Annotated in this window: 24 protein-coding genes and 1 pseudogene; 14 read left to right on the top strand and 11 right to left on the bottom strand. The window is 69.3% G+C overall.

Going from position 1 to position 20,460, the window contains the following annotated elements:
• The first annotated feature begins 23 nt into the window (after positions 1-23).
• On the top strand, positions 24-1,652 hold the full coding sequence (gene pruA, locus AB0M48_RS18390; RefSeq protein WP_363843046.1) for an L-glutamate gamma-semialdehyde dehydrogenase: 1,629 nt from the start codon (positions 24-26) through the stop codon (positions 1,650-1,652).
• On the opposite strand, the gene AB0M48_RS18385 is transcribed toward pruA, so the two are convergent.
• From AB0M48_RS18385 to aroA, 4 genes are all read right to left on the bottom strand, one after another.
• The gene (locus AB0M48_RS18385; protein ID WP_363843043.1) at positions 1,649-2,377 is read right to left on the bottom strand and encodes an NAD-dependent epimerase/dehydratase family protein; all 729 of its coding nucleotides are present in this window, start codon (positions 2,375-2,377) and stop codon (positions 1,649-1,651) included. The two genes, pruA and AB0M48_RS18385, sit on opposite strands and share 4 nt — an antisense overlap.
• Positions 2,378-2,452: 75 nt before the next feature.
• The gene (locus AB0M48_RS18380) at positions 2,453-2,908 is read right to left on the bottom strand and encodes a hypothetical protein (protein WP_363843040.1); all 456 of its coding nucleotides are present in this window, start codon (positions 2,906-2,908) and stop codon (positions 2,453-2,455) included.
• Positions 2,905-3,909 (bottom strand): ribosome small subunit-dependent GTPase A, encoded by a 1,005-nt coding sequence (gene rsgA, locus AB0M48_RS18375; protein WP_363843037.1) that lies wholly within the window; start codon positions 3,907-3,909, stop codon positions 2,905-2,907. Before rsgA ends, AB0M48_RS18380 begins: the two co-directional genes overlap by 4 nt.
• 2 nt (positions 3,910-3,911) lie before the next feature.
• Entirely contained in the window at positions 3,912-5,180 is a 1,269-nt protein-coding gene (gene aroA, locus AB0M48_RS18370) for a 3-phosphoshikimate 1-carboxyvinyltransferase (protein ID WP_363843034.1), read from the bottom strand.
• Positions 5,181-5,264: 84 nt separating this feature from the next.
• Between aroA and AB0M48_RS18365 the strand changes: the two genes are divergently transcribed.
• The 4 genes from AB0M48_RS18365 to AB0M48_RS18350 all read left to right on the top strand — a co-directional run bounded on the left by AB0M48_RS18365 (position 5,265) and on the right by AB0M48_RS18350 (position 7,774).
• Entirely contained in the window at positions 5,265-5,993 is a 729-nt protein-coding gene (locus AB0M48_RS18365; RefSeq protein WP_363843031.1) for an SOS response-associated peptidase, read from the top strand.
• Positions 5,990-6,601: an alpha/beta family hydrolase gene (locus tag AB0M48_RS18360; protein ID WP_319988893.1), complete on the top strand. Its 612-nt coding sequence runs from the start codon at positions 5,990-5,992 to the stop codon at positions 6,599-6,601. The genes AB0M48_RS18365 and AB0M48_RS18360 overlap by 4 nt, the downstream gene beginning before the upstream one ends.
• 10 nt (positions 6,602-6,611) lie before the next feature.
• Positions 6,612-7,154, top strand: a complete 543-nt coding sequence (locus AB0M48_RS18355; protein ID WP_363843026.1) for a DinB family protein — start codon at positions 6,612-6,614, stop codon at positions 7,152-7,154.
• A gap of 131 nt (positions 7,155-7,285) precedes the next feature.
• Positions 7,286-7,774 carry a hypothetical protein gene (locus tag AB0M48_RS18350; protein WP_363843024.1) on the top strand — a complete coding sequence of 163 codons (489 nt, stop codon included), beginning with the start codon at positions 7,286-7,288 and terminating at the stop codon, positions 7,772-7,774.
• A 12-nt stretch (positions 7,775-7,786) separates the two neighbouring features.
• Here the strand turns inward: AB0M48_RS18350 and ybaK are convergent, their stop codons facing one another.
• Positions 7,787-8,263 carry a Cys-tRNA(Pro) deacylase gene (gene ybaK, locus AB0M48_RS18345; RefSeq protein WP_363843021.1) on the bottom strand — a complete coding sequence of 159 codons (477 nt, stop codon included), beginning with the start codon at positions 8,261-8,263 and terminating at the stop codon, positions 7,787-7,789.
• 50 nt (positions 8,264-8,313) lie between these two features.
• Here ybaK and AB0M48_RS18340 point away from each other — a divergent pair, with 50 nt between their 5' ends.
• The 3 genes from AB0M48_RS18340 to AB0M48_RS18330 all read left to right on the top strand — a co-directional run bounded on the left by AB0M48_RS18340 (position 8,314) and on the right by AB0M48_RS18330 (position 10,917).
• Positions 8,314-8,988, top strand: coding sequence for a sigma-70 family RNA polymerase sigma factor (locus tag AB0M48_RS18340; protein ID WP_266039364.1), 675 nt, complete (start codon positions 8,314-8,316; stop codon positions 8,986-8,988).
• Positions 8,985-9,245: a mycothiol system anti-sigma-R factor gene (gene rsrA / locus AB0M48_RS18335; RefSeq protein WP_319988898.1), complete on the top strand. Its 261-nt coding sequence runs from the start codon at positions 8,985-8,987 to the stop codon at positions 9,243-9,245. The genes AB0M48_RS18340 and rsrA overlap by 4 nt, the downstream gene beginning before the upstream one ends.
• Before the next feature lie 193 nt (positions 9,246-9,438).
• Positions 9,439-10,917, top strand: a complete 1,479-nt coding sequence (locus AB0M48_RS18330; protein WP_363843964.1) for a histidine kinase N-terminal domain-containing protein — start codon at positions 9,439-9,441, stop codon at positions 10,915-10,917.
• A gap of 141 nt (positions 10,918-11,058) precedes the next feature.
• On the opposite strand, the gene AB0M48_RS18325 is transcribed toward AB0M48_RS18330, so the two are convergent.
• On the bottom strand, positions 11,059-11,313 hold the full coding sequence (locus AB0M48_RS18325) for a WhiB family transcriptional regulator (protein WP_015104912.1): 255 nt from the start codon (positions 11,311-11,313) through the stop codon (positions 11,059-11,061).
• A gap of 248 nt (positions 11,314-11,561) precedes the next feature.
• Entirely contained in the window at positions 11,562-12,497 is a 936-nt protein-coding gene (locus AB0M48_RS18320; protein ID WP_363843016.1) for a diacylglycerol kinase family protein, read from the bottom strand.
• A 251-nt stretch (positions 12,498-12,748) separates the two neighbouring features.
• On the opposite strand from AB0M48_RS18320, the gene AB0M48_RS18315 reads away from it, so the two are divergent.
• The 3 genes from AB0M48_RS18315 (at position 12,749) to AB0M48_RS18305 (ending at position 14,923) form a co-directional block, all read left to right on the top strand.
• Complete coding sequence (locus tag AB0M48_RS18315) at positions 12,749-13,168, top strand: hypothetical protein (protein WP_363843013.1); 420 nt, start codon at positions 12,749-12,751, stop codon at positions 13,166-13,168.
• A gap of 83 nt (positions 13,169-13,251) precedes the next feature.
• On the top strand, positions 13,252-13,965 hold the full coding sequence (locus AB0M48_RS18310; RefSeq protein ID WP_363843010.1) for a trypsin-like serine protease: 714 nt from the start codon (positions 13,252-13,254) through the stop codon (positions 13,963-13,965).
• 142 nt (positions 13,966-14,107) lie between these two features.
• Positions 14,108-14,923: an SAM-dependent methyltransferase gene (locus tag AB0M48_RS18305; protein WP_363843007.1), complete on the top strand. Its 816-nt coding sequence runs from the start codon at positions 14,108-14,110 to the stop codon at positions 14,921-14,923.
• Positions 14,924-15,115: 192 nt separating this feature from the next.
• Here the strand turns inward: AB0M48_RS18305 and AB0M48_RS18300 are convergent.
• From AB0M48_RS18300 to AB0M48_RS18285, 4 genes and pseudogenes are all read right to left on the bottom strand, one after another.
• Positions 15,116-15,259 (bottom strand): annotated as a pseudogene (locus tag AB0M48_RS18300) (hypothetical protein); the annotation flags it as partial.
• Between the two features lie 207 nt (positions 15,260-15,466).
• Positions 15,467-15,883, bottom strand: a complete 417-nt coding sequence (locus AB0M48_RS18295) for a DUF5684 domain-containing protein (protein WP_363843004.1) — start codon at positions 15,881-15,883, stop codon at positions 15,467-15,469.
• 125 nt (positions 15,884-16,008) lie between these two features.
• A complete protein-coding gene (locus AB0M48_RS18290) occupies positions 16,009-16,482 on the bottom strand; it encodes a GNAT family N-acetyltransferase (RefSeq protein WP_363843001.1) in 474 nt (157 codons plus the stop codon).
• Entirely contained in the window at positions 16,482-17,078 is a 597-nt protein-coding gene (locus AB0M48_RS18285) for a histidine phosphatase family protein (RefSeq protein ID WP_319988906.1), read from the bottom strand. The genes AB0M48_RS18290 and AB0M48_RS18285 overlap by 1 nt, the downstream gene beginning before the upstream one ends.
• A gap of 68 nt (positions 17,079-17,146) precedes the next feature.
• Here AB0M48_RS18285 and AB0M48_RS18280 point away from each other — a divergent pair, with 68 nt between their 5' ends.
• The 3 genes from AB0M48_RS18280 (at position 17,147) to AB0M48_RS18270 (ending at position 20,390) form a co-directional block, all read left to right on the top strand.
• On the top strand, positions 17,147-17,308 hold the full coding sequence (locus AB0M48_RS18280) for a hypothetical protein (RefSeq protein WP_319988907.1): 162 nt from the start codon (positions 17,147-17,149) through the stop codon (positions 17,306-17,308).
• A 143-nt stretch (positions 17,309-17,451) separates the two neighbouring features.
• Positions 17,452-17,607 (top strand): hypothetical protein, encoded by a 156-nt coding sequence (locus tag AB0M48_RS18275; protein WP_363842997.1) that lies wholly within the window; start codon positions 17,452-17,454, stop codon positions 17,605-17,607.
• Between the two features lie 122 nt (positions 17,608-17,729).
• On the top strand, positions 17,730-20,390 hold the full coding sequence (locus tag AB0M48_RS18270) for a hypothetical protein (protein ID WP_363842994.1): 2,661 nt from the start codon (positions 17,730-17,732) through the stop codon (positions 20,388-20,390).
• The last annotated feature ends 70 nt before the right edge of the window (positions 20,391-20,460 follow it).

Raw genomic sequence — 20,460 nt, 5'->3', positions numbered from 1 at the left:
CTACCGCGTGCCACGATGGGGGAATGGACGCCGTCACGTCTGCACCCGAACCGGTCAACGAGCCCGTGCGCGCCTATGCACCCGGTAGCGCCGAACGGGCCAGCCTGCAGGCACGCATCGCGGAGCTCGAAGGCACCACGCACGAGCTGACGATGACCATCAGCGGTGAGCAGCGCATGGGCGGCGGCGACCGCATCGACGTGGTCCAGCCGCACGACCACAGGCACGTCCTCGGTGTGACGGCGCAGGCCACGAACTCGGACGTCGCCGACGCCATGCGCGCCGCCCAGCACGCCGCACCGGGCTGGCAGGAGCTGCCGTTCGACGAACGGGCCGCGGTGCTGCTGCGGGCGGCCGACCTGCTCGCCGGGCCGTGGCGCGACACCCTCAACGCCGCCACGATCCTCGGCCAGTCGAAGTCCGTGCAGCAGGCCGAGATCGACGCGGCGTGCGAGCTCATCGACTTCCTGCGCTTCAACGTCCACTTCGGCCGCCGGATCCTCGAAGAACAGCCGGTCTCGTCGCCGGGCGTGTGGAACCGGATGGACCACCGGCCGCTCGACGGGTTCGTCGTGGCGATCACGCCGTTCAACTTCACCGCCATCGCGGGCAACCTGCCGCTGGCGCCCGCGCTGATGGGCAACGCGGTGCTGTGGAAGCCGTCACCGACGCAGCAGCTGGCCGCGCACTTCACCATGCGGCTGCTCGAAGAAGCGGGCCTGCCGCCGGGCGTGATCAACCTCGTGACCGGCGACGGCCAGGCGTTGAGCCAGGTCGCGTTGCGGGACAGGTTCTTCGCCGGCCTGCACTTCACCGGCTCCACCCGCACGTTCAAGGCGCTGTGGCAGACCATGGCGGGCAACCTCGACCACTACCGCGCCTACCCGCGCGTCGTCGGCGAGACCGGCGGCAAGGACTTCGTGCTGGCACACGCCTCCGCCGATCCCCAGGCGCTCGTCACCGGGCTGGTGCGCGGTGCTTTCGAGTACCAGGGCCAGAAGTGCTCGGCGGCCTCGCGCGCGTACATCGCCCGGTCGCTGTGGGAGGGCGGAGTGCGCGAGCAGCTGCTCGACGTCACGAAGTCGTTGTCCTACGGCGATGTCACGGACCTGTCGGTTTTCGGAGGAGCGGTGATCGACCACCGCGCGTTCGCCAAGCACGAGGAGGCGCTGCTGATGGCGTCCGCGTCCACCTCGGTCGAGGTGCTGGCCGGCGGCTCGTGCGACGACTCGGTGGGCTACTTCGTCGACCCGACCGTGCTGCTCGGCACCGACCCGCGCCACGACATCTTCACGACCGAGTACTTCGGCCCGATCCTCGCTGTGCACGTCTACGAGGACGCGGACTTCCAGAAGATGATGGAGACCATCGACACCTCCACGCCGTACGCGCTGACCGGCGCCGTCTTCGCGCGCGACCGGGCCGCCATCGAACAGGCGCACCGCGCGCTGCGGTTCGCCGCGGGCAACTTCTACGTCAACGACAAGCCGACCGGTGCCGTCGTCGGGCAGCAGCCGTTCGGCGGGTCGCGCGGTTCCGGCACCAACGACAAGGCGGGCTCGATCTACAACCTGCAGCGGTGGACGAGCCCGCGCGCCATCAAGGAGACCCTGGTGCCGCCCACGGATCACCGGTACCCGCACATGGGTTAGTGCCGCGGCTTCCAGCCCGTGGCCTCGGTGAGCTTCGTGCTCACCACCCGCTGCGAACGGCCGAACACCTCGAACGACGCGGCGAACCTGCCGAAGAACTTCGGCAGCCGCGTGATCCCCGTGTCCCGCTTGAGAACCGGCGTCCCGACGTTGTAGATCCCCGCGGGCGCGTCGAGCGCGGCGATCGCCGCGGCGGCCGCGTCGGCGGGGTGCACGACCGACATCCAGCCGTCGCCGACGAGCACCGGCGGCGACTGGGCCTCGCCGCCGATCAGCATCCCGATGCGCAGGAACACACCGCCGGGGTGCTTCAGGACGTTGTGCTGCGCCGTGACCGAGCTGGCGATGTGCCCGACGGGCTTGATCGGCGCGCTCTCGTCGAGTTCGCGGTCACCACCGTCCGCGTAGACGAACGAGATGCCCTCCTGCACGACCCGCCCGGCCCCGGCCCTGATCGCGGCCTCGGCCACGGCGGCGCTGCCCTCGGTGCGAAGGCGGTTGTTCTCCGCCCACGCGCTCGCGAGCACGGCTTTCGCGCTGAGCGGGATGCGGGTGGCGAGGTTGAGGACGGCGTCGTAGCCCGTGAACGCGGCCGTGAGCTGGTCCACGTCGAACACCGAGGTCGTGTGCCGGTCCAGCACACCGACCTCGTGTCCGGCCGCCCGCAGCTGGGGGACCGCTTCCCGTCCGAGAACACCCGTCGCACCGATCACGAATACCTTCATGACCGGTGGACGAGACAGCGCGTCAGGATGTGACAACCATGGTTGCGAGGCGTTCTGCCCAGTCGCGGACGCGCTTCACTTCGGCAACCTCTCCACGGCCTTCGCCGCCAGTCCCTGGGTGACCTGCCCGACCACGTTGAGGTCGTGGCTGCGCTGCAGGACCTTCAGCCCGATGAGCTGCCCTTCCTTCGCCTCGACGACGGCATCGCACGTCACCTCGCCCGAGGAGTCGACGCACTTGCGCGTGAGCGGACGGTCGTCGACCACCCCGCCGTAGCCGCCGTCGGACAGCAGCTTCTGGGACTCGTCCGCGTAGTTCGCGCTCAGCAACGTCAGCCGCACGGTCAGCGAGTCGAACGGGTAGTCGCACGTCCGCTCGGTTCTGGTGGGGGAGCCGTTCATCTGGCCCGCGTCGCCGGACTGCAGCAGCGAGCAGGGATCGACCTCCGTGAACGCCGGTGCCTTGGGCTCTTCCGGCGCCGAGCACGCGGCGAGAGCGACCAGCAGGGGCAACGTCCAGCGCATGCTCATGATCCGTCCGTGTAGTCGTCCATGCCGGCACGGGACGCCAGCAGCCGCCGCAACGACGTCAGCCGGCCCGGCGCGTCCGGCACGAGCTCGTCCAGCATGCAGCCGGGATCCTCGGGCGAACCGAGGTGGCCGCAGCCGGGCGGGCACTCCTCTGCGGCCTCGGCGAAGTCCGGGAAGGCCTTCACGATGTCGTCCGGCGTGATGTGGGCGAGGCCGAACGAGCGGATGCCCGGCGTGTCCACGACCCAGCCGCCCTCGGGCAGCCGCAGGGCGACGGCCTGGGTGGAGGTGTGCCGGCCCTTGCCGACGCCGGACACCACGCCCACCGCGCGGTTCGCGCCCGGCACGAGCTTGTTGACCAGGGTGGACTTGCCGACGCCGGAGTGGCCGATCAGGCACGACACCGTGTTGGCCAGCCGGGCGCGCAGTTCGGCGGGTTCCTCGTCGGAGCGGGTCACGACCACCGCCACGTCGAGTTCGGTGTACAGCGCCAGCAGGGAGTCCGCCGAGGCGAGGTCCGACTTCGTCAGGCACAGCACCGGTTCCAGGCCGCCGGCGTACGCGGCGACCAGGCAGCGGTCGATGAAACCCGTGCGCGGCGGGGGATCGGCCAGCGCGACGACCATGATGAGCTGGGACGCGTTCGCGACGACGACCCGTTCGAACGGGTCGGTGTCGTCCGCGGTCCGGCGCAGCACCGAGGTGCGCTCCTCGACGCGCACGATGCGGGCCAGCGTGTCCGGCTGGCCCGACGTGTCACCGACGATGCCCACCTGGTCGCCGACCACGACGGGCGTGCGGCCCAGTTCGCGCGCTCGCATCGCCGTGACGACGGCGCCGGACTCCATCGCGCACGTCCAGCGGCCGCGGTCCACGCCGATGATCATCGCGGTCTCGGCGTCGGCGTGTTCCGGCCGCCTCTTGCTGCGCGGCCGCGTCCCCTTGCCGGGGCGCACGCGCACGTCGGACTCGTCGAGTTTGCGCCAGTCCTGCTTGCTCACTTCTACGCGCCCCCGGTGAGCATGGCGTCCCACATGCCCGGGAAGTCCGGGATCGTCTTGGTGGTGCTGCCGATGTCGTCGACCGACATGCCCGGCACCACCAGCCCGATGATCGCGCCCGCGGTCGCCATGCGGTGGTCGGCGTAGGCCTTCCACACGCCGCCGTGCAGGGGAGCGGGGTCGATGACCAGGCCGTCCTCGGTCTCGGTCGCGTTGCCGCCGACGGCGTTGATCTCGTTGACGAGCGCGGCGATCCGGTCGGTCTCGTGGCCGCGGATGTGCGCCACGCCCCGGATGGTCGTGCGGCCCTCGGCCAGCGCCGCGAGCGCGGCGACGGTCGGGGTGAGCTCGCTCTCGTCACGCAGGTCGATGTCCACACCGGACAGCTTCGCCGGACCGCGCACGGTCAGGCCGCGCTCCGACACCTCGACCGCACAGCCCATGCGCTCCAGGATTCCGCGCACCGCGTCGCCGGGCTGGGTCGTGGCGGCCGGCCAGTGCGGGATCGTCACCTCGCCACCGGTCACCGCGGCCGCCGCGAGGAACACCGTCGCGTTCGACAGGTCCGGCTCCACGTGCCACGTGCGTGCCTTGATCACACCGGGCTCGACGCGCCACACGTTCGGCACGCTCGTGTCCACCTCGACGCCGACCGACCGCAGCGTCTGGACCGTCATGTCGATGTGCGGCAACGAGGGCACGGGCTTGCCGTCGTGCCGGACCGTCACGCCCTTGTCGAACCGGGCGGCGGACAGCAGCAGCCCGGACACGAACTGCGACGAGCCCGACGCGTCGATCGTCACCTCGCCGCCGGGCACCGATCCCGTGCCGTGCAACGTGAACGGCAGCGCGTCCCCGTCGACCTCGACGCCCAGCGACCGCAGCGCACCCAGCACGGTGCTCATCGGCCGCGTCCGCGCGTGCGGGTCGCCGTCGAACCTGATCTCGCCCTCGGCCAGCGCGGCGGCGGGCGGCAGGAAGCGCATGACCGTGCCCGCGAGACCGCAGTCGACGTCGGCGGGCCCGCGCAGCAGACCGGGCACCACGTCCCAGCCGCCGTCCTCGCGATCGGTGATGCCGACGCCCAGCGACGAGAGCGCGGCCGTCATCAGCACCGTGTCCCGGCTGCGCAGCGGCGCGTGGACCGTGGACGGCCCGTCGGCCAGCGCCGCGAGGACCAGGACGCGGTTGGTGATCGACTTCGAGCCGGGCACCGGCACCGTCGAGTGGACTGGGCCGGACGCGCTGGGAGCTGACCAGTGCTGAGTCATGCCTGAATGATCCCGCATCGGCCTTGGCAAGCTCGCACAGGTGTTCCCGGCGTGGGACAATTGAGACTTCGGAGGTGATCGGTTTTGTGTGGTAGGTACGCCTCCACCAAGGACCCGGCGCTGCTGGCGGCGGAGTTCGACGCGGTGGACGAGACCGGCGACGAGGCACCGGGGGCGGACTACAACATCGCTCCCACCAAGCGCGTGATGGCCGTGGTCGAGCGCCAGCCCGAGGACGAGGAGCTGCAACGCAGCATCCGCGTCATGCGCTGGGGGCTCGTCCCGCACTGGGCCAAGGACCTCTCCGGTGCGGCCAAGATGATCAACGCCCGCGCCGAGAGCGTGCTGACCAAGCCCGCGTTCAAGCAGTCGGCGATCAAGCGGCGCTGCATCATCCCCGCGGCCGGCTGGTACGAGTGGCAGCCGGCTGAGGGGCGCAAGCAGCCGTACTTCATCACCCTCGGGGACGACACGTCCCTGGCGATGGCGGGCCTGTGGTCCGTGTGGTGGAAGGACGACGTCCCGACCGTCACGTGCGCGGTGCTCACCACGGAGGCCATCGGCGCGATGACCGAGGTGCACCACCGCATGCCGTTGCTGCTGCCTGCGGACCGCTGGTCGGCGTGGCTCGACCCGACGTCGCTCGACCCGAGCGAGCTGCTGTCCCCCGACCCGTCGATCGTCGAGGCGCTCGAGCTGCGGCCGGTGTCGACCGAGGTGAACAGCGTGAAGAACAACAAGCCGTCCCTGATCGACCGCGTCTCGCTCACCGAGGACGAGAAGCCCTCACCCAGCTTGTTCGAGCTGTCATGACCACGCTGTTGGTGGACACGCCGCACGGCCCCGCGCGGGCCTCGCTGCACTGTGCCCACGAACCGCGTGCCGCACTGCTCCTGGGCCACGGCGCCGGCGGTGGCGTCGAGGCCCCGGATCTCGTCGCCGCGTGCCACGCCGCGAACTCCGTCGGCGTGCACGTGGCGTTGATCGAACAGCCCTACCGCGTCGCGGGCCGTCGTGCCCCGGCGCCGGCCGGCCAGCTCGACACGGCGTGGCTGGCGGTGGTCGAGGACCTGGGCGAACGCTGGTTCGACGGCCTGCCCCTGGTGTTCGGGGGCCGGTCGTCGGGTGCACGCGTGGCCTGCCGGACCTCGGTCGAGGGCCAGGCCGTCGCGGTGCTGTGCCTGGCTTTCCCGGTGCACCCGCCGGGCAAGCCGGAGAAGTCGCGGATGGCCGAACTGGACGGCGTCGAGGTCGCCACGCTGGTCGTGCAGGGCGAGAACGACCCGTTCGGCCAGCCCGAGCGCGCCCACCACCGCGAGGTCGTGCTGCTGAAGGGCGACCACTCGCTGAAGGCCTCGGTCGCGGACGTCGGTCGCTACGTCGGCGAGTGGATGGATCGCGTGCTGCGCCCGCTGGACTAACGTTCGGCCCATGACGGTCATCGATGAGCACGGCAGGCCAGAACCACCGATGGGCGGCGATGAGCTCACCACCCTCAAGGGGTTCCTCGAGTTCCACCGCGCCACCCTCATGTGGAAGATCGAGGGCCTCACCGCGGAGCAGCTCAACGCGACCGTGGCGAAGTCCACGATGACCCTGGGCGGGATGGTCAAGCACCTCGCCTACGTGGAGCAGCAGTGGTTCCGCGTCGTCCTGCACGACCGCGAGCCGCTGGAACCGTGGGCGAGCGTCGACTGGAAGACCGACAACGACTGGGACTGGTGCTCGGCCGCCGACGACACTCCTGAGCAGTTGCGCGCGTTGTGGCTGCGCGCTGTCGACGGCGCCAGGAAGGACCTGATCGAGGCGCTCAGGCGCGGCGATCTGAGCCAACCGGCGAAGCGGGCGCCGTGGCGTGACGGGCGCGTCCCCAGCCTGCGGTGGATCCTCAACCACATGATCGAGGAGTACGCCCGCCACAACGGTCACGCCGATCTGATCCGGGAAGCGATCGACGGCCAGACGGGGGAATAGCGCGCTGGCCGAATGGACACGCCGTCGGCCGAAAGTACGGCAATTCGTTTTCGTGACAACCGAATGCGCATCGATGGCGTCACCCCGGTCGTAAGGGGAATCACCAATCGAGACGTATTCGGGGAGAACGCGTGAACTCGTTCCGCACCACCGCACTGGCATTGGCCGGTGCCGCCCTCCTGTCCGCCGCGGTAGCGACGACGGCGCAGGCCGACGACGCGCCGTGGTGCACCGGAGACGACCTGGTGATCAGCGCCCACGACATGCGCCCGAACGGGAGCACGAACAAGGGGCACGTGGTCAGGTTCGCCGCCGCGGAGGGCGTCACCTGCACGATCGGCGGCAGCGTGAGCAACCTGCGGTTCCTCGACGCCGAGGGCGCGGACATGAACGTCCCGCTGACCGGTGGCCAGGGCGAGTACAGCGAGGCGACCGTCCACGGGGACTACCAAGCCGTCCTCTACGTGGGCTCGCGGATCAGCGGTCCGCACGTGACGCCCGCGTCCATCCAGTTCGACCTGCCCGGCCAGGGCAGCCTCGGTGCCCGGGTCACCGTCGCGTGGCCGTCGTGGATCGGCGCTCCCGTGCAGGTCGGCAACATCGGCTGGCCGGTCAGCTAGCGGGTCACACCACTAGGCGCTGATCTTCGCGACCACCGCTCCGGTGAGTCGTACCAGGTCGGCAGGCGTGATCTCGACTTCGAGGCCACGCCTGCCGGCGCTGCAGAACAAGGTCTCGAACCGCAGGGCCGACTCGTCGAGCACGACCGGCAGGCGCTTCTTCTGGCCGAGTGGAGAAATGCCGCCGGCGACGTAACCCGTGGCGCGCTCGGCGTCGGCGACGACGGCCATCTTGGCCTTCTTGCCCTTGAGCGCCGCCGCGAGACCCTTCAGGTCGAGCTGCACCGTCACCGGCACGACGCCGACCGCGAGCTTGCCGTCCACCTCGGCCACGAGCGTCTTGAAGACGCGCTCCGGCACCAGCCCGAGCGCCTCGGCCGCCTCCAGCCCGTAGGACTCGTGGCGGGGGTCGTGCTCGTACGAATGCAAGGTGTGCGCCACCCGCTGCTTGTCCAGCAGCGCTGTGGCGGGGGTCCCACGTCCGGCCATGCGGAATTACTACCAGCACCTCTGTTGTTAGGTAGAACGTGGCAACGAACATGCTCGAGCGGTCACGCGTAGAGTCAGTCCCGACCCAGAACCTGTGGGAAGGGAGCGCGGTGCCCGCCACCGGCACGACAGAGACGACGGCGGAACGCGCTGCGCGTTTCGAACGCGACGCGATGCCCATGCTCGACCAGCTTTACTCGGCGGCCTTGCGCATGACGCGCAATCCGGCCGATGCCGAGGACCTGGTTCAGGAGACGTTCCTCAAGGCCTATTCGGCGTTCGCCTCCTTCTCGGAGGGCACGAACCTGAAGGCATGGCTTTACCGGATCCTGACGAACACGTACATCAACGGCTACCGCAAGAAGCAGCGCCAGCCGATTCAGCAGCCGACCGACGAGATCACGGACTGGCAGCTGGCGCAGGCGGAAAGCCACACCTCGTCCGGGCTGCGCAGCGCCGAGGTCGAGGCACTCGACAACCTGCCCGACAGCGACGTCAAGGAAGCATTGCAGCGGTTGCCGGAGGAGTTCCGGATCGCGGTCTACCTCGCCGATGTCGAAGGCTTCGCGTACAAGGAGATCGCTGACATCATGGGCACCCCGATCGGCACGGTGATGTCCCGGTTGCACCGGGGCCGTCGCCAGCTCCGCGACATGCTGGCGGACGTCGCCCGCGACCGCGGCTTCCTCCGAGGCGGCAACGGTAGCAACGGAGACGCGTCATGAACTGCGGCGAACCCCACGACACCGACTGCTCAGAGGTGCTGTCCGAGGTCTGGCTGTTCCTGGACCAGGAATGCGACAAGACCCGGCGCGCGGCGCTGCAGACGCACCTCGACGAGTGCCATCCGTGCCTGGAGCAGTTCGGGCTGGAGGAGCACCTCAAGGCGCTGCTCGCCCGCAAGTGTGGCGGAGACTACGCGCCCGCCGATCTGAAGGCGCGCATCCGCGCCACGATCGTAGAGATCCGCAGCGAGGACTGAACCTCCTCCAGCAACACAAAAGGCCCTGGTCACCGTGGTGGTGTCCAGGGCCTTTCGCAGTACTCAGGCGTTGGGGCGCTTGCCTCGGTTGGCGCCGCCCTTTTTGCGGTCGCGGCGCTTGCGAGCACGCTTCGACATGGGTTTCTCCTAGGATCAAGAACTGCTTCACCCACCAGTTTCTCATGGAGGAGTTCTGAGCACGCTCACGGACCTGCTGGCCGAGCAGACCAAGCTCTCCGGCGCCGCCGTCGACCACCTCCAGCTGGTGGTCGCGGAGTGGCAACTCCTCTCCGACCTGTCGTTCGCGGACTTCGTCATGTGGGTCCCCCTCGAAGAGGACAAGTTCCTCTGCGTCGCCCAGGCCCGTCCCACGACGGCCCCCACGGCCCACCCGGAGGACGTCGTCGGCAGCGAGGTCGACTCGGAGGACCACCCGCAGCTGCGCCGGGCCATCGACGAGTCGCGGATCTGCCGCGAGGAGGACCCGCGCTGGCACCTGGGCGTGCCGGTGCGGCGCGAGACCATCCCGGTGCGGCTGGGCAGCCAGGTCATCGCGGTGCTGAGCCGCAGCACCAACCTGGCCGTGCCGCGCGTGCCGTCGCCGTTGGAGATCTCGTACCTCGGCAGCGCGGCCGACCTGTGCCAGATGATCGCGGACGGCACGTTCCCCGCGCCCGAACCCTCGCCGGACGTGCACACCAGTCCGCGTGTCGGTGACGGCCTGATCAGGCTCGATCCGTCCGGGGCGGTGGTCTTCGCCTCGCCGAACGCGCTGTCGGCCTACCACCGCATGGGGCACGCGTCCGACCTCGTGGGTGTGCACCTGGCGCCGTTGACGCGCAGTCTCATCGGCGACCCGTTCGACGCCACCGAGGTCGCTCAGCGCATCAGGCAGGCGCTGGACGGCCAGCCGTCGATGCGCATGGAGGCCGAGTCACGGCGCGGTGCCGCGGTGCTGTTCCGGTCTTTGCCCCTTCGGCCACGCGGACAGGCCGCGGGCGCCATCGTGCTGTGCCGCGACGTCACCGAGGTGCGCCGCCGCGACCGCGCGTTGATGTCCAAGGACGCCACGATCCGCGAGATCCACCACCGGGTGAAGAACAACCTGCAGACCGTCGCGGCCCTGCTGAGGCTGCAAAGCCGCAGGTTGAGCAACCCGGAGGCGAAGGAGGCCCTCGCCGAGTCGGTGCGCCGTGTGACCTCCATCGCACTGGTTCACGAGACGCTGTCGATGAGTGTCGACGAGCGGGTCGATCTCGACGACGTGGTCGACAAGGTCATCCCGATGATGAGCGACGTGGCGGTCACCGAGACGCAGGTCAGCGTGCGCCGCGAGGGCGGGTTCGGCATCGTGCCGGCCGAGATCGCCACCCCGCTGGTGATGGTGCTGACCGAACTCGTGCAGAACGCCTTCGAACACGCCTACGCCCCTGGCCAGCGCGGAGAGGTCGTCGTGCATTCCGAGCGGTCCGCGAAGTGGCTCGACGTGACGATCACCGACGACGGCAAGGGTCTTCCGCAGGGTTTCTCGCTGGAACGCACCGATCGTCTCGGTCTGCAGATCGTTCGGACCCTTGTTGATTCCGAATTGAGAGGCTCTTTGAGCTTGCGGCGCAGGCCCCGAGGCGGTACTGAGGCGGTCCTGCGCGTGCCGCTCAGAGGGCGGCGCTAAACTAACGCCGTGCACACGTGGCGACCAGCCTCAGCGGTCTCACGTGGTCATGCGGGAGGGTGTGCAAACAAACGAAGAAGCCCGACACCTGGCACGGTGTCGGGCTTCTTCTGTGTAGCTTGTTCGCGGCTAACTGCCTGGTCAGGCGTTGCTGCGGGCCCGCGTGCGGGCGTTGCGGCGCTTGAGGGCGCGGCGCTCGTCTTCGCTCATCCCGCCCCACACGCCGGCGTCCTGGCCGCTCTCGAGCGCCCACGCGAGGCAGTCGGAAACGACGGGGCAGCGGCGGCAGACGGTCTTCGCCTCGGCGATCTGAAGCAGCGCGGGACCACTGTTCCCAACGGGGAAGAACAGCTCGGGGTCCTCGTCGCGGCAGATCGCGCGGTGGCGCCAGTCCATTGGAACTACTCCTCAGCGAGTGGGCGCGCACAAGGGCACGCCGGTTGTCAGCGGTCGTTTTTGGGGTGCTTGTGAATGCTTTCACGAACGGCTGGGATGTCAAGGGGTAACCACTGACCCGGTGAGTGAACTCACCCAAAAGATCGACAGCGTTCACCTGGGGTTTCACGCTCTGCTGTCACTCGACTGCAGTACATCCCGGCTGGGTACCGAGACGGTCACGAACCGATCACGGACTGTCAAGTTCCTTACAGGGCAACAGTCAACGCGTCCGGGACCGCCCGGAACTCCACCGCCGTGGTCGTTCCGAGGAAATCTCCGTCAACCTGGAGGTTCGCGGGCTCCTCGCACTTCACTCTTACATAACCCACGTCGTCACGCCGAACGAGATTCCCGCCCTTCGGATTCCCGGTCGCGAGGACCTGGGCGATGTAGCGCCCGACGGTGGGTACCCGCAAAGTCCTCAACGCACTCAGGCCGAGGCCGCCGTCGAAGGACGTGCTGGGGTTGAGCTGGATCGCCCTGTCGCCCAGGTACGTCCACGGGTCGGTGTTCGACACGAACACCATGCCGACGTCGTCGAACGGCGCCTCGTCCGGAACCTCGACGGTGAAGTGCTGCGGCTTGCGCACGAGTTGCGCGTACGCCTTGACGGCGACGCTCAGGTACAGGGCCGGACTCGCGTTGTGGCCCTTGGCACGCTTGCGTTCCACGCCGGCGACGACATCGGCGTCGAGGCCCATGCCCGCGTTGAACGTGAACCAGCGGCCGTCCTCGATGACGTCCGCGAAGACCTGGCCGAGCCCGATGCGGCGCCGGGTGCCGTGCTCGATCGACTGGAGCAGGACGTGCGTGGCCTCGACGGGGTCGCGCGGAATGCCGAGCGCGCCCGCGAAGACGTTGGCCGATCCGCCGGGCACGACGCCGAGCATCGGCTTCTCGGGGCGGGGTCCGCCGCGCAGGATGCCGTTGACCGCCTCGTTGACCGTGCCGTCGCCGCCGTGGGCGATGACGAGGTCGAACCCGTCCGCCGCGGCCTGGTGCGCGGCGTCCGCCGCATGGCCGCGGTAGGAGGTCTCGATGACCTCCAGCTTCACGTCGCTCGCGAGTGCGTGCGCCAGCACGTCACGGCCCGCCGGCGTCGTTGTAGTCGCCTGCGGGTTCACCACGAGAAGAGCGCGCACTACTTGAGAGTAAGACAGTGCGTGACCGTCCGCGGCTCGCATGTCCTCCCTCAGGGTGGCTACAGCCTCACGAAAGTGGCGTAAATCTCCCTTCCGTCAGCACCGCGTTCACCTCGCAGCCGAGTGCACCCCGGACGACCGCCGGCTCGCTGAAGGCCCCTTGATCTTCCCGCGCGGGACGTGCTCGGAGAGCCCTCCAACCGGGTGGCCTACGATCCGTGACCAGTACAGAACGTGATGAAAGGTCTCCCGTGACCACTCAGATCCAGGCGCCGCCGCGCGCGGTCCGCATCGCGTCCGCGCTCACCTTCGTGCAGGGTCTGGGCGGAATCGCGCTGGCCGTTGCGCTCGTCGTCCGGGTGATCGGCGGATCCACGCCCGCCGGACCGATCCTCGGCGCCGCCGGTGTGCTCGTGGTCTGGTTCGGCGGGGCGCTCTTCGCGACGGTCATGTTGTTCCGCGGTCACCACGGCGCCCGCACGCCGGTGATCGTCACGCAGCTGCTGCTGCTCGGCTGCGCCTGGTACGCGTACGGGCCTTCGGAGCAGCAGCTGCTCGGCTCGCTGGGCGGCATCTACTGCGTCGTCGTGCTGGTGTTCCTGTTCACCAACGACGGGCGCAAGTGGGCGATGGGCCTCGACGACGTATCGGAAGACGACAAAGCCGACTAACGGAGGGTGGTCACAGTCACACGGCCGGGTGAAGCTGTGCGTGGTTGCTTAACCACTCCCTGCACTCACCGAGGTGACCAACCATGCGTTTGACCATTGCGATCGCGGGCGCTGTCCTGACGGCTCTCTCCCTCGCCCCCGCCACCGCCACGGCCGCTCCGGAGAACCCGGACATGTCGCCGATGATCATCGGCGGCAGCTACGCCCAGAACTTCCCGTACGCGGCCCGCCTGTTCGCCAACGGACGGGAGAACTGCTCCGCCACGAAGATCGCGCCCAACTGGATCCTGACGGCTGAGCACTGCGTGGCCAGCAGTGCCACCTACACGTTCCGCGCGGGCAGCCTGGACCAGCACTCCGGTGGCCAGATGGTGACCGCCAGCCAGATCATCAAGCACCCGTCGTCGGACCTGGCGCTGGCCAGGGTGTCGCCGGCGATGTCCGGCCCGTTCGCGCCGCTCGCCGGCAGCAGCGACGGCGTGGTCACCGGCCAGACCGTGCAGCTCTACGGCTGGGGCGCCACCTGCACCAACCAGCCGGAGATCAACTGCCAGTCGCGCTACCTTAAGGTCGCGAACACGCGGGTCACGAACCCCAACGGTTCCGACTACCGCGGTGGTCGTGCGATCGCCGTCCAGCGCGTCGACGGCATCGCCGCCGGTGGTGACTCGGGCGGCCCGATGTTCGCGGCCGGTCGCCAGGTCGGTGTGGCGTCCACGTCGGACCGCGCGACGCGGTCCAACTACACCCGCATCGCCACCTACCGCTCCTGGATCCAGCAGTACTCCGGAGTGTGACAAACCCTGACTGACCAGCGGTAACCCTGCGATGGCCCCCGGCTCCGGCCGGGGGCCATCACCCTACGTGACCACTAATGGTGGATGGACACGAACGGAGTAGCCAGCTACCGTGCCTCCAGCGTTCGCGCCGCTCGGGAGCATGGTGAGGTGCGCAGTGCAGGACGGCCCGCAGCGGGTGATGACAAACGGCGATTCCGAACGCCCGAATGTGGCTCGGCTGTTCGACTACTACCTCGGCGGAGCGCACAACTTCGCGGTCGACCGCCTGGTGGCCGAGGAGATCATCAAGCGGTTCCCCGTCGCCGAGATGGCCCGCACGATCAGGTCCTTCTCCCGCCGCGTGGTGCGCCTGTGCGTCGAGGAGTACGGCATCCGCCAGTTCCTGGACCTGGGCAGCGGCATCCCGACCGCCGGCAACGTCCACGAGGTCGCCCAGTCGCTCGACCCGTCGTGCCACGTCGTCTACGTCGACAGCGACCCGGTGACCGTGGCCCACGCCCGCACGATGCTGCGCGACAACCTCAACGCCGCGATCGTCCAGTCCGACATCGGCGACGTCGGGGCCGTGCTGCGGCACCCGGAGACGCGCCGCCTCATCGACTTCAGCCAGCCGGCCGCCGTGCTCATGGTCGGCGTCCTGCCGTACGTCACGGACGAGCCCGCGGGCGTCATCGCGCGCTACCGGGCCGCGTTGTCCGAGGGCAGCGTTCTCGCCTTGACGCACCTCACGAAGGACGTGGAGCCCGATCTCGTCGGCCGGCTGGTCGACCTCGGGGACGACATGGGGTCGAAGCTCGTGCCGAGGTCCAAGCAGGACGTGGAGGAGTTCCTCTGCGGCCTGACGCTGCTGGAGCCCGGACTGGTGCTCGCCGCCCACTGGAGGGCCGACGGCGAGCTCCCCGGTGCGTCCGCCGCCGCCGACGCGTCGACGTACGGCGCTGTGGGGATGGTCTAGCCGTTCCTGGCTCGCAGCGCCCGACCGCTCGTGGTCGTGCTGTTCGTGACCGGGGTCCCGCTGCTCCTGCGCCACTGGATGTCCCTGAAGCTGCCGCAGGTCTCCGAGCCGCCCGAACTGGACGGCGTTGTTCTCGGCCGACTCGATGGTGGAGTTCGACAGCTCCACGTTGGAGCTGTTGATGAAGTTGATGCCGTCGCGGTCCTCCGGGCTGTCGACGGTGATGCGGTCGAGTTTCATCCCGTTGCAGCCGTTGGTGATGATCGCGAAGTGCCCGGCCTCACGGAACGTCACGTCGGTGATGGTGACGTTCCTGCAGAACTTGAGCGACAGCATCTTGTCGCCCTTGGCGGTGAAGCTGATGTTCTCGACGTTCTCGCCCGCAGTCGGCGCCTCATCGTGGAGAGGTCCTTCCTCGTCTTGCGTCGAGGGCGGCGGCTGCTCGGCGTCTGAAACGTCCTAAAAACGATTTCATGGCCGACCGCAGTGAAGGCCGGGCCTGAAGTACAGGGTGACTTCGTGGCCCGGCCTTCGTGGTCTTGCTCAGCCCTGGTAGGCGCCCTGCTTGCTCACGAGCGCGGCCGGGCCGCGGTACTGCGCGCCACCGAACGCGAGGATCGCGTAACCGATGATGCTGAACAGCCACAGGCCGACGACGCCGAACACGGCGTCCTTCGCGAACGACTTGGCGATGTCGATCGAGACGATCAGCGCCATGACGATGTTCACGATCGGGATGAGGAAGAGGATCAGCCACCAGCCGGGACGACCCGCGACCTTCAGCCACACGTAGATGTTGTAGATCGGGATGATCGCGGCCCAGCCGGGCTGACCGGCCTTGGCGAAGACCTTCCACATCACGACGATCGCGAAGACGGCGAACGCGAGGTAGATGATCGCGCCGACGACGCCGATGCCGGTCGAGACGGCGGGGTCAACGGTAGTCGGGTCAGTGCCCACGGTCTTTCCTTCTTTCCACGCTTACTTGTGCCGGGGGATCGGCGTGCCGGGACGCTGCCAGGACAGCGGTCCCGTCCTGTGTGGAATCCCCGTTTCGTGAGCCTTTTGAGACCTTCCGTCAACATTCAGCGTGCAGAGCCGAGCCTCACCAGGGCATCGTCTGAGACGCGCATCGTCGTCCACTCGTCCATCGGCACGGCGCCCAGCGACTTGTAGAAGCCGATGCTGGGCTCGTTCCAGTTGAGCACCCACCACTGCAGACGGGTGTACCCCTTCGCGACGCACTCCTGGGCAAGCGCTTCCAGGAGCTGCTTGCCGAGACCGTTGCCGCGCTGGTCCGGCGTGACGTACAGGTCTTCGAGGTAGATGCCGTGCACGCCGTCCCACGTCGAGAAGTTGAGGAACCACAACGCGATGCCGACGACCCGACCGTCCACTTCGGCGACGTGACCGAACAGCGCGGGACTCTCGTTGAACAGCGCGGTGTGCAACTGTTCCGCGGTGAGGTGGCACTGCTCGGGTGCCTTCTCGTACAGCGCCAGTTCGTAGACCAGTCCCACGACCGCGTCGACGTCACGCGGTTCGACTCGCCGGATCATCACACCTCCCACGCGGGCACGTTGAGCCTGCGCACCTGCGGGTCGCCCCGCTCGTCGCCCAGCTGGCAGATGCCGGCCGGGTCCAGTCCGAAGTGGACGCCCTGGTCGGGCGCGAGGCCCAGCCACGCCGCGATCAGCACGCGGCTGAAGTGCCCGTGGCCGACCAGCACGACGTCGCCGCCGGGCAGGATCTTGCGCACCTCGCCGAGCACCTTGCGCGCCCGTTCCTGCACCTCGGCGTGCGTCTCGCCGTTCGGCATCGGGTGCGACCACACCGTCCAGCCGGCCACGCGCTCGCGGATCTGCGGCGTGGTGATGCCCTCGTAGTCGCCGTAGTCCCACTCGGCCAAATCCTCGGTCGTCGCGCTGACCTCCAGCCCGGCCAGTGCGGCCGTCCTGGTGGCGCGCTGCCGGGGACTCGTCAGCACGAGTGCGGGGGCTTGGTCGGTGCCTCTGAGCCGTGCGAGCGTGGCGCCCGCGCGGCGTGCTTGCTGCTCGCCCTCGGGCGTCAGCTCGATGTCAGTGCGTCCCGTGTGCCTGCCGCTCTCGGACCACTCGGTCTGGCCGTGCCGCAGCAGGTAGAGGTGGGTGCTCACCTGTTCGATCCTAGGCAGTGACGGGGAGCACGTTTGGGGCAGTCCGCCTTCGAGGTACCCAGCGCGCCATGACCGCCGAGCACCCCCACCACGGCGCCTCCGACGAGGTCGACGCCCAGGAGATCCGCGAGGCCTTCGGGGTTCGTGTCGCCCGCATCCGCGCGGAGCTGACCTCGACCTGGAACAAGCTGAGCCAGAACGAGCGCGGCACGGACACCAGAGGGCAGTGAGACCGCGCTTCCCCGTGGCCATTTCCGGAAATCCCTGAGCGCCGGACTCCGGTGACATTTCGGTTCTGCCCGAAATGCGGGCGCTTCGCAGGGCCGCCTGCTTTCCTGGTAGGTCCTGATCGCAGTTCTGAGGGGGAATGACGATGGGGTACGTGCTGGATTGGCAGGGGCTGCCGGAACCGCACCGGATCGGGTCTGAGGAGCGCGGCGCGCCGATGGGGAGCGTCACGACCGTGCTGGACTCGACCTGGCCCACCATCTTCCGGCCGGAAGAGGGCGAAACCGGGAAATTGGGCTGAACGGCGTACTACTCCCGGCTGATTGTTGTTTTGATTGGCGGATTTCGGGCTGAATTGCGTGCCGTGTGCGGTGCGACGTGGCTAGAACGGAGTGGATCGTCCTTTTCGAGGGGGACCTGCTCATGCGTCGCACAGTCACTTTTCTGATACCCGTTCTGCTGGCCGCGGTACTACCGGCGCTGCCCGCGTCGGCCGCGCCGGAACCGCCTTCCCCGCCTGGCTGGACCGTCTCCGGAGACGTGATCCGGTGGACCACCTCCACGCCCGTGCCGTTGCTCGACGCGGGCGTGGAGTTCTGGGAGGGCGACCGGTTCCTGGGGGTCGCCCAGGAGTCGGCGAACCTGCGGACCTTCACGCTGAAGGCAGCACCGGCCGATCCCGCCGCGTTGCAGGTGCGGTCGGCCGGCAAGCGCCTGGACGTGGTGCGGCCGCCGGTGGCCGGGCTGTCCGCGCCCGAACTGCCGGCGTTGCAGCCGCAGGCGGACGTGGATCCCGGCAAACCAGGCCCGTACGCCACCTCCACCGGCGAGTACGCGCTCGACCCGGTCAAGCTGCCCGAGTACGCGGCGCCGATCGAGATGGAGGCCGTCGTCGTCGCGCCCAAGGGTGCGCGGGGCAAGCGGCCGCTCGTGCTCATCCTGCACGGCAGGCACTTCACCTGCTACAGCAAGTCCGATCCGAACCAGATCTCGATGAACTGGCCGTGTCCCGCAGGGTCGACGGCCGTGCCGAGCCACAAGGGCTACCTGAAGGCGCAGCAGTTGCTGGCGTCGCAGGGATACCTGACGGTGTCGATCTCCGCCAACGGCATCAACGCCCAGGACGCGCTGACCGCCGACGCGGGTGCGCAGGGGCGTTCGTCACTGGTGCGCCACCACCTGGCGAAGTGGTCGGACTGGGCGTCCGGCCGCGGCACCGCGCCCGCCGCCGTGAAGTCCGCGCCGGCCGCCGACATGGCGAAGGTGCTGCTGGTGGGCCATTCCCGCGGCGGTGAGGGCGTCAACCGCGCCGCCACCGACAGCCTCACCCCGCCGCCCGGCGACACCGGGTTCAGCGGCCCGGTGCGCTGGAACATCCGCGGTGACGTGCTGATCGGCCCCACGATCTTCGGCCACAACCCTGCACCGGACGTTCCCTCGGTGACGTTCCTGCCCGGTTGCGACGGTGACGTGGCCGACCTGCAGGGCCAGATCTTCGTGGACCAAACGCGCGGCCTGAGCCGTGGCGCCGCGTTGCACAGCGCGCTCTACATGGTCGGCGCGAACCACAACTACTTCAACAGCGAGTGGACCCCCGGCCAGGCCGAGGCGCCGGCGTTCGACGACTTCTGGCCCGGCCAGCAGCCGGACCCGCTGTGCACGCCCGGCGCCCCGACCCGCCTGACCGCCGACCAGCAGCAGACCATGGGCGCCACCTACATCGCGGCGTCCGCACGCCTGTTCCTGGGCCGTGACGAGTCCGTGCTGCCGCTGCTCGACGGCTCCGGCGTCCGCGCCCCGTCCGCCGACCCGGCCCGCGTCCTCTCGCACGCCATCGGAGGCGACCGCAGGTCGTTCGTGGTGCCGGACGGCTCCACCGGGGTGTCCGGCAGCGCGCGGGTCTGCCAGCAGACGTCCCGTGACGCCGCCGTCGCGTGCAGCGCCACGCGTTCACCGCACTTCGTCGGCTTCCGCGGCGCGGTGGCCCAGCCGGAACGCCTCTCGGTAGCGCTGAAGTGGTCGGCCGCGGGCCAGGCCGGAGTGGTCACGCCCGCTGCGCCGGTGTCGCTGAACGGCTCGCGCGACCTGGCACTCCGCCTGGCCGTCCCGCCGAACGCCGCGGCCACCCGCTTCGGCGTCTCGGTGACCGGCAACGACGGACGCAAGCACCAGCTCGGTTCCGTCTCGGTGACCGGCCTGCCCGGATCGGACCGCACGAGTTCGTTGTGGGCACAGGAAGTCCGCGTTCCGCTGCCCCAGGGCATCGGCCGCGTCGCTTCGCTGGAACTGGTCCCCGAGTCCGCGTCCGGCGAGGCCTGGCTGATCGACGCCTACGGCTGGGACAAGGGACTGGTCCCGGTGATTCCCGCGCGTCTGGCACGTGTCGACGCCGCCGTCACAGCCGTCGACGAGGGCGACTCCGGCACGCAGACCCGCACCATCGTCGTCACCGCGACCGGCAACGGCACCCGCGTGATCAGGCTCTTCTACAACGAGCCGGGCAACAAGCCCGCCACGAGGCTCGTGGCGCTCAAGCCGGGCGAGCACCGCGCCGAGGTACCGGTGACCTACACCGGCAACACGAGGTGGGGCAGCGACGTCCGCCACCCGGTGTCGGTGCAGGCGATCTCGAACGCGGTCGTCGGCTCCGCACTCGGCGGCCTGCTGGTGCGCAACGACGACCCCGCGCCCAAGGTCACGGTGACCCCCGTCGCCGACAGCGTGGTGGAGGGCGGCGCCCTGAAGTGGAGGCTGACCCTCTCCGAGCCGGTCGACTCGCCGGTCTCGCTCATCGGAGTGCCGGTGGCACCGGCCTCCGGCACCGAACTGTCCACAACGGACGTCGACCCCGAGTGGCTCCTGCTGAACTCGGGTGAGGCGGCGCTGCCGTCGCGGCCGTTGTCCGCGACCCAGCTCGGGTTCTACGCCTTCATCCCGACGGGCGCGACGTCGTTCGAGTTCGAGGTGCCGACCGTGGCCGACACCGAGGCCGAGGGGGAGGAACAGGTCAGGCTGAAGTTCGAGGGCCTCTCGCCCACCGGCACGGACTTCGAGGTGATCGGCAAGGTCCGGGAGGCGGCGTAACCGCGCCTGCCCACAACGACGAACGGCGCCGTTCCCCTGCCCGGGGAGCGGCGCCGTTCTGTGAAACCGT

This window comes from Lentzea sp. NPDC051208, from assembly GCF_040682435.1.
Taxonomy (GTDB): Bacteria; Actinomycetota; Actinomycetes; order Mycobacteriales; family Pseudonocardiaceae; genus Lentzea; species Lentzea kristufekii.
This window is presented reverse-complemented; position numbering and strand designations above follow the sequence as displayed.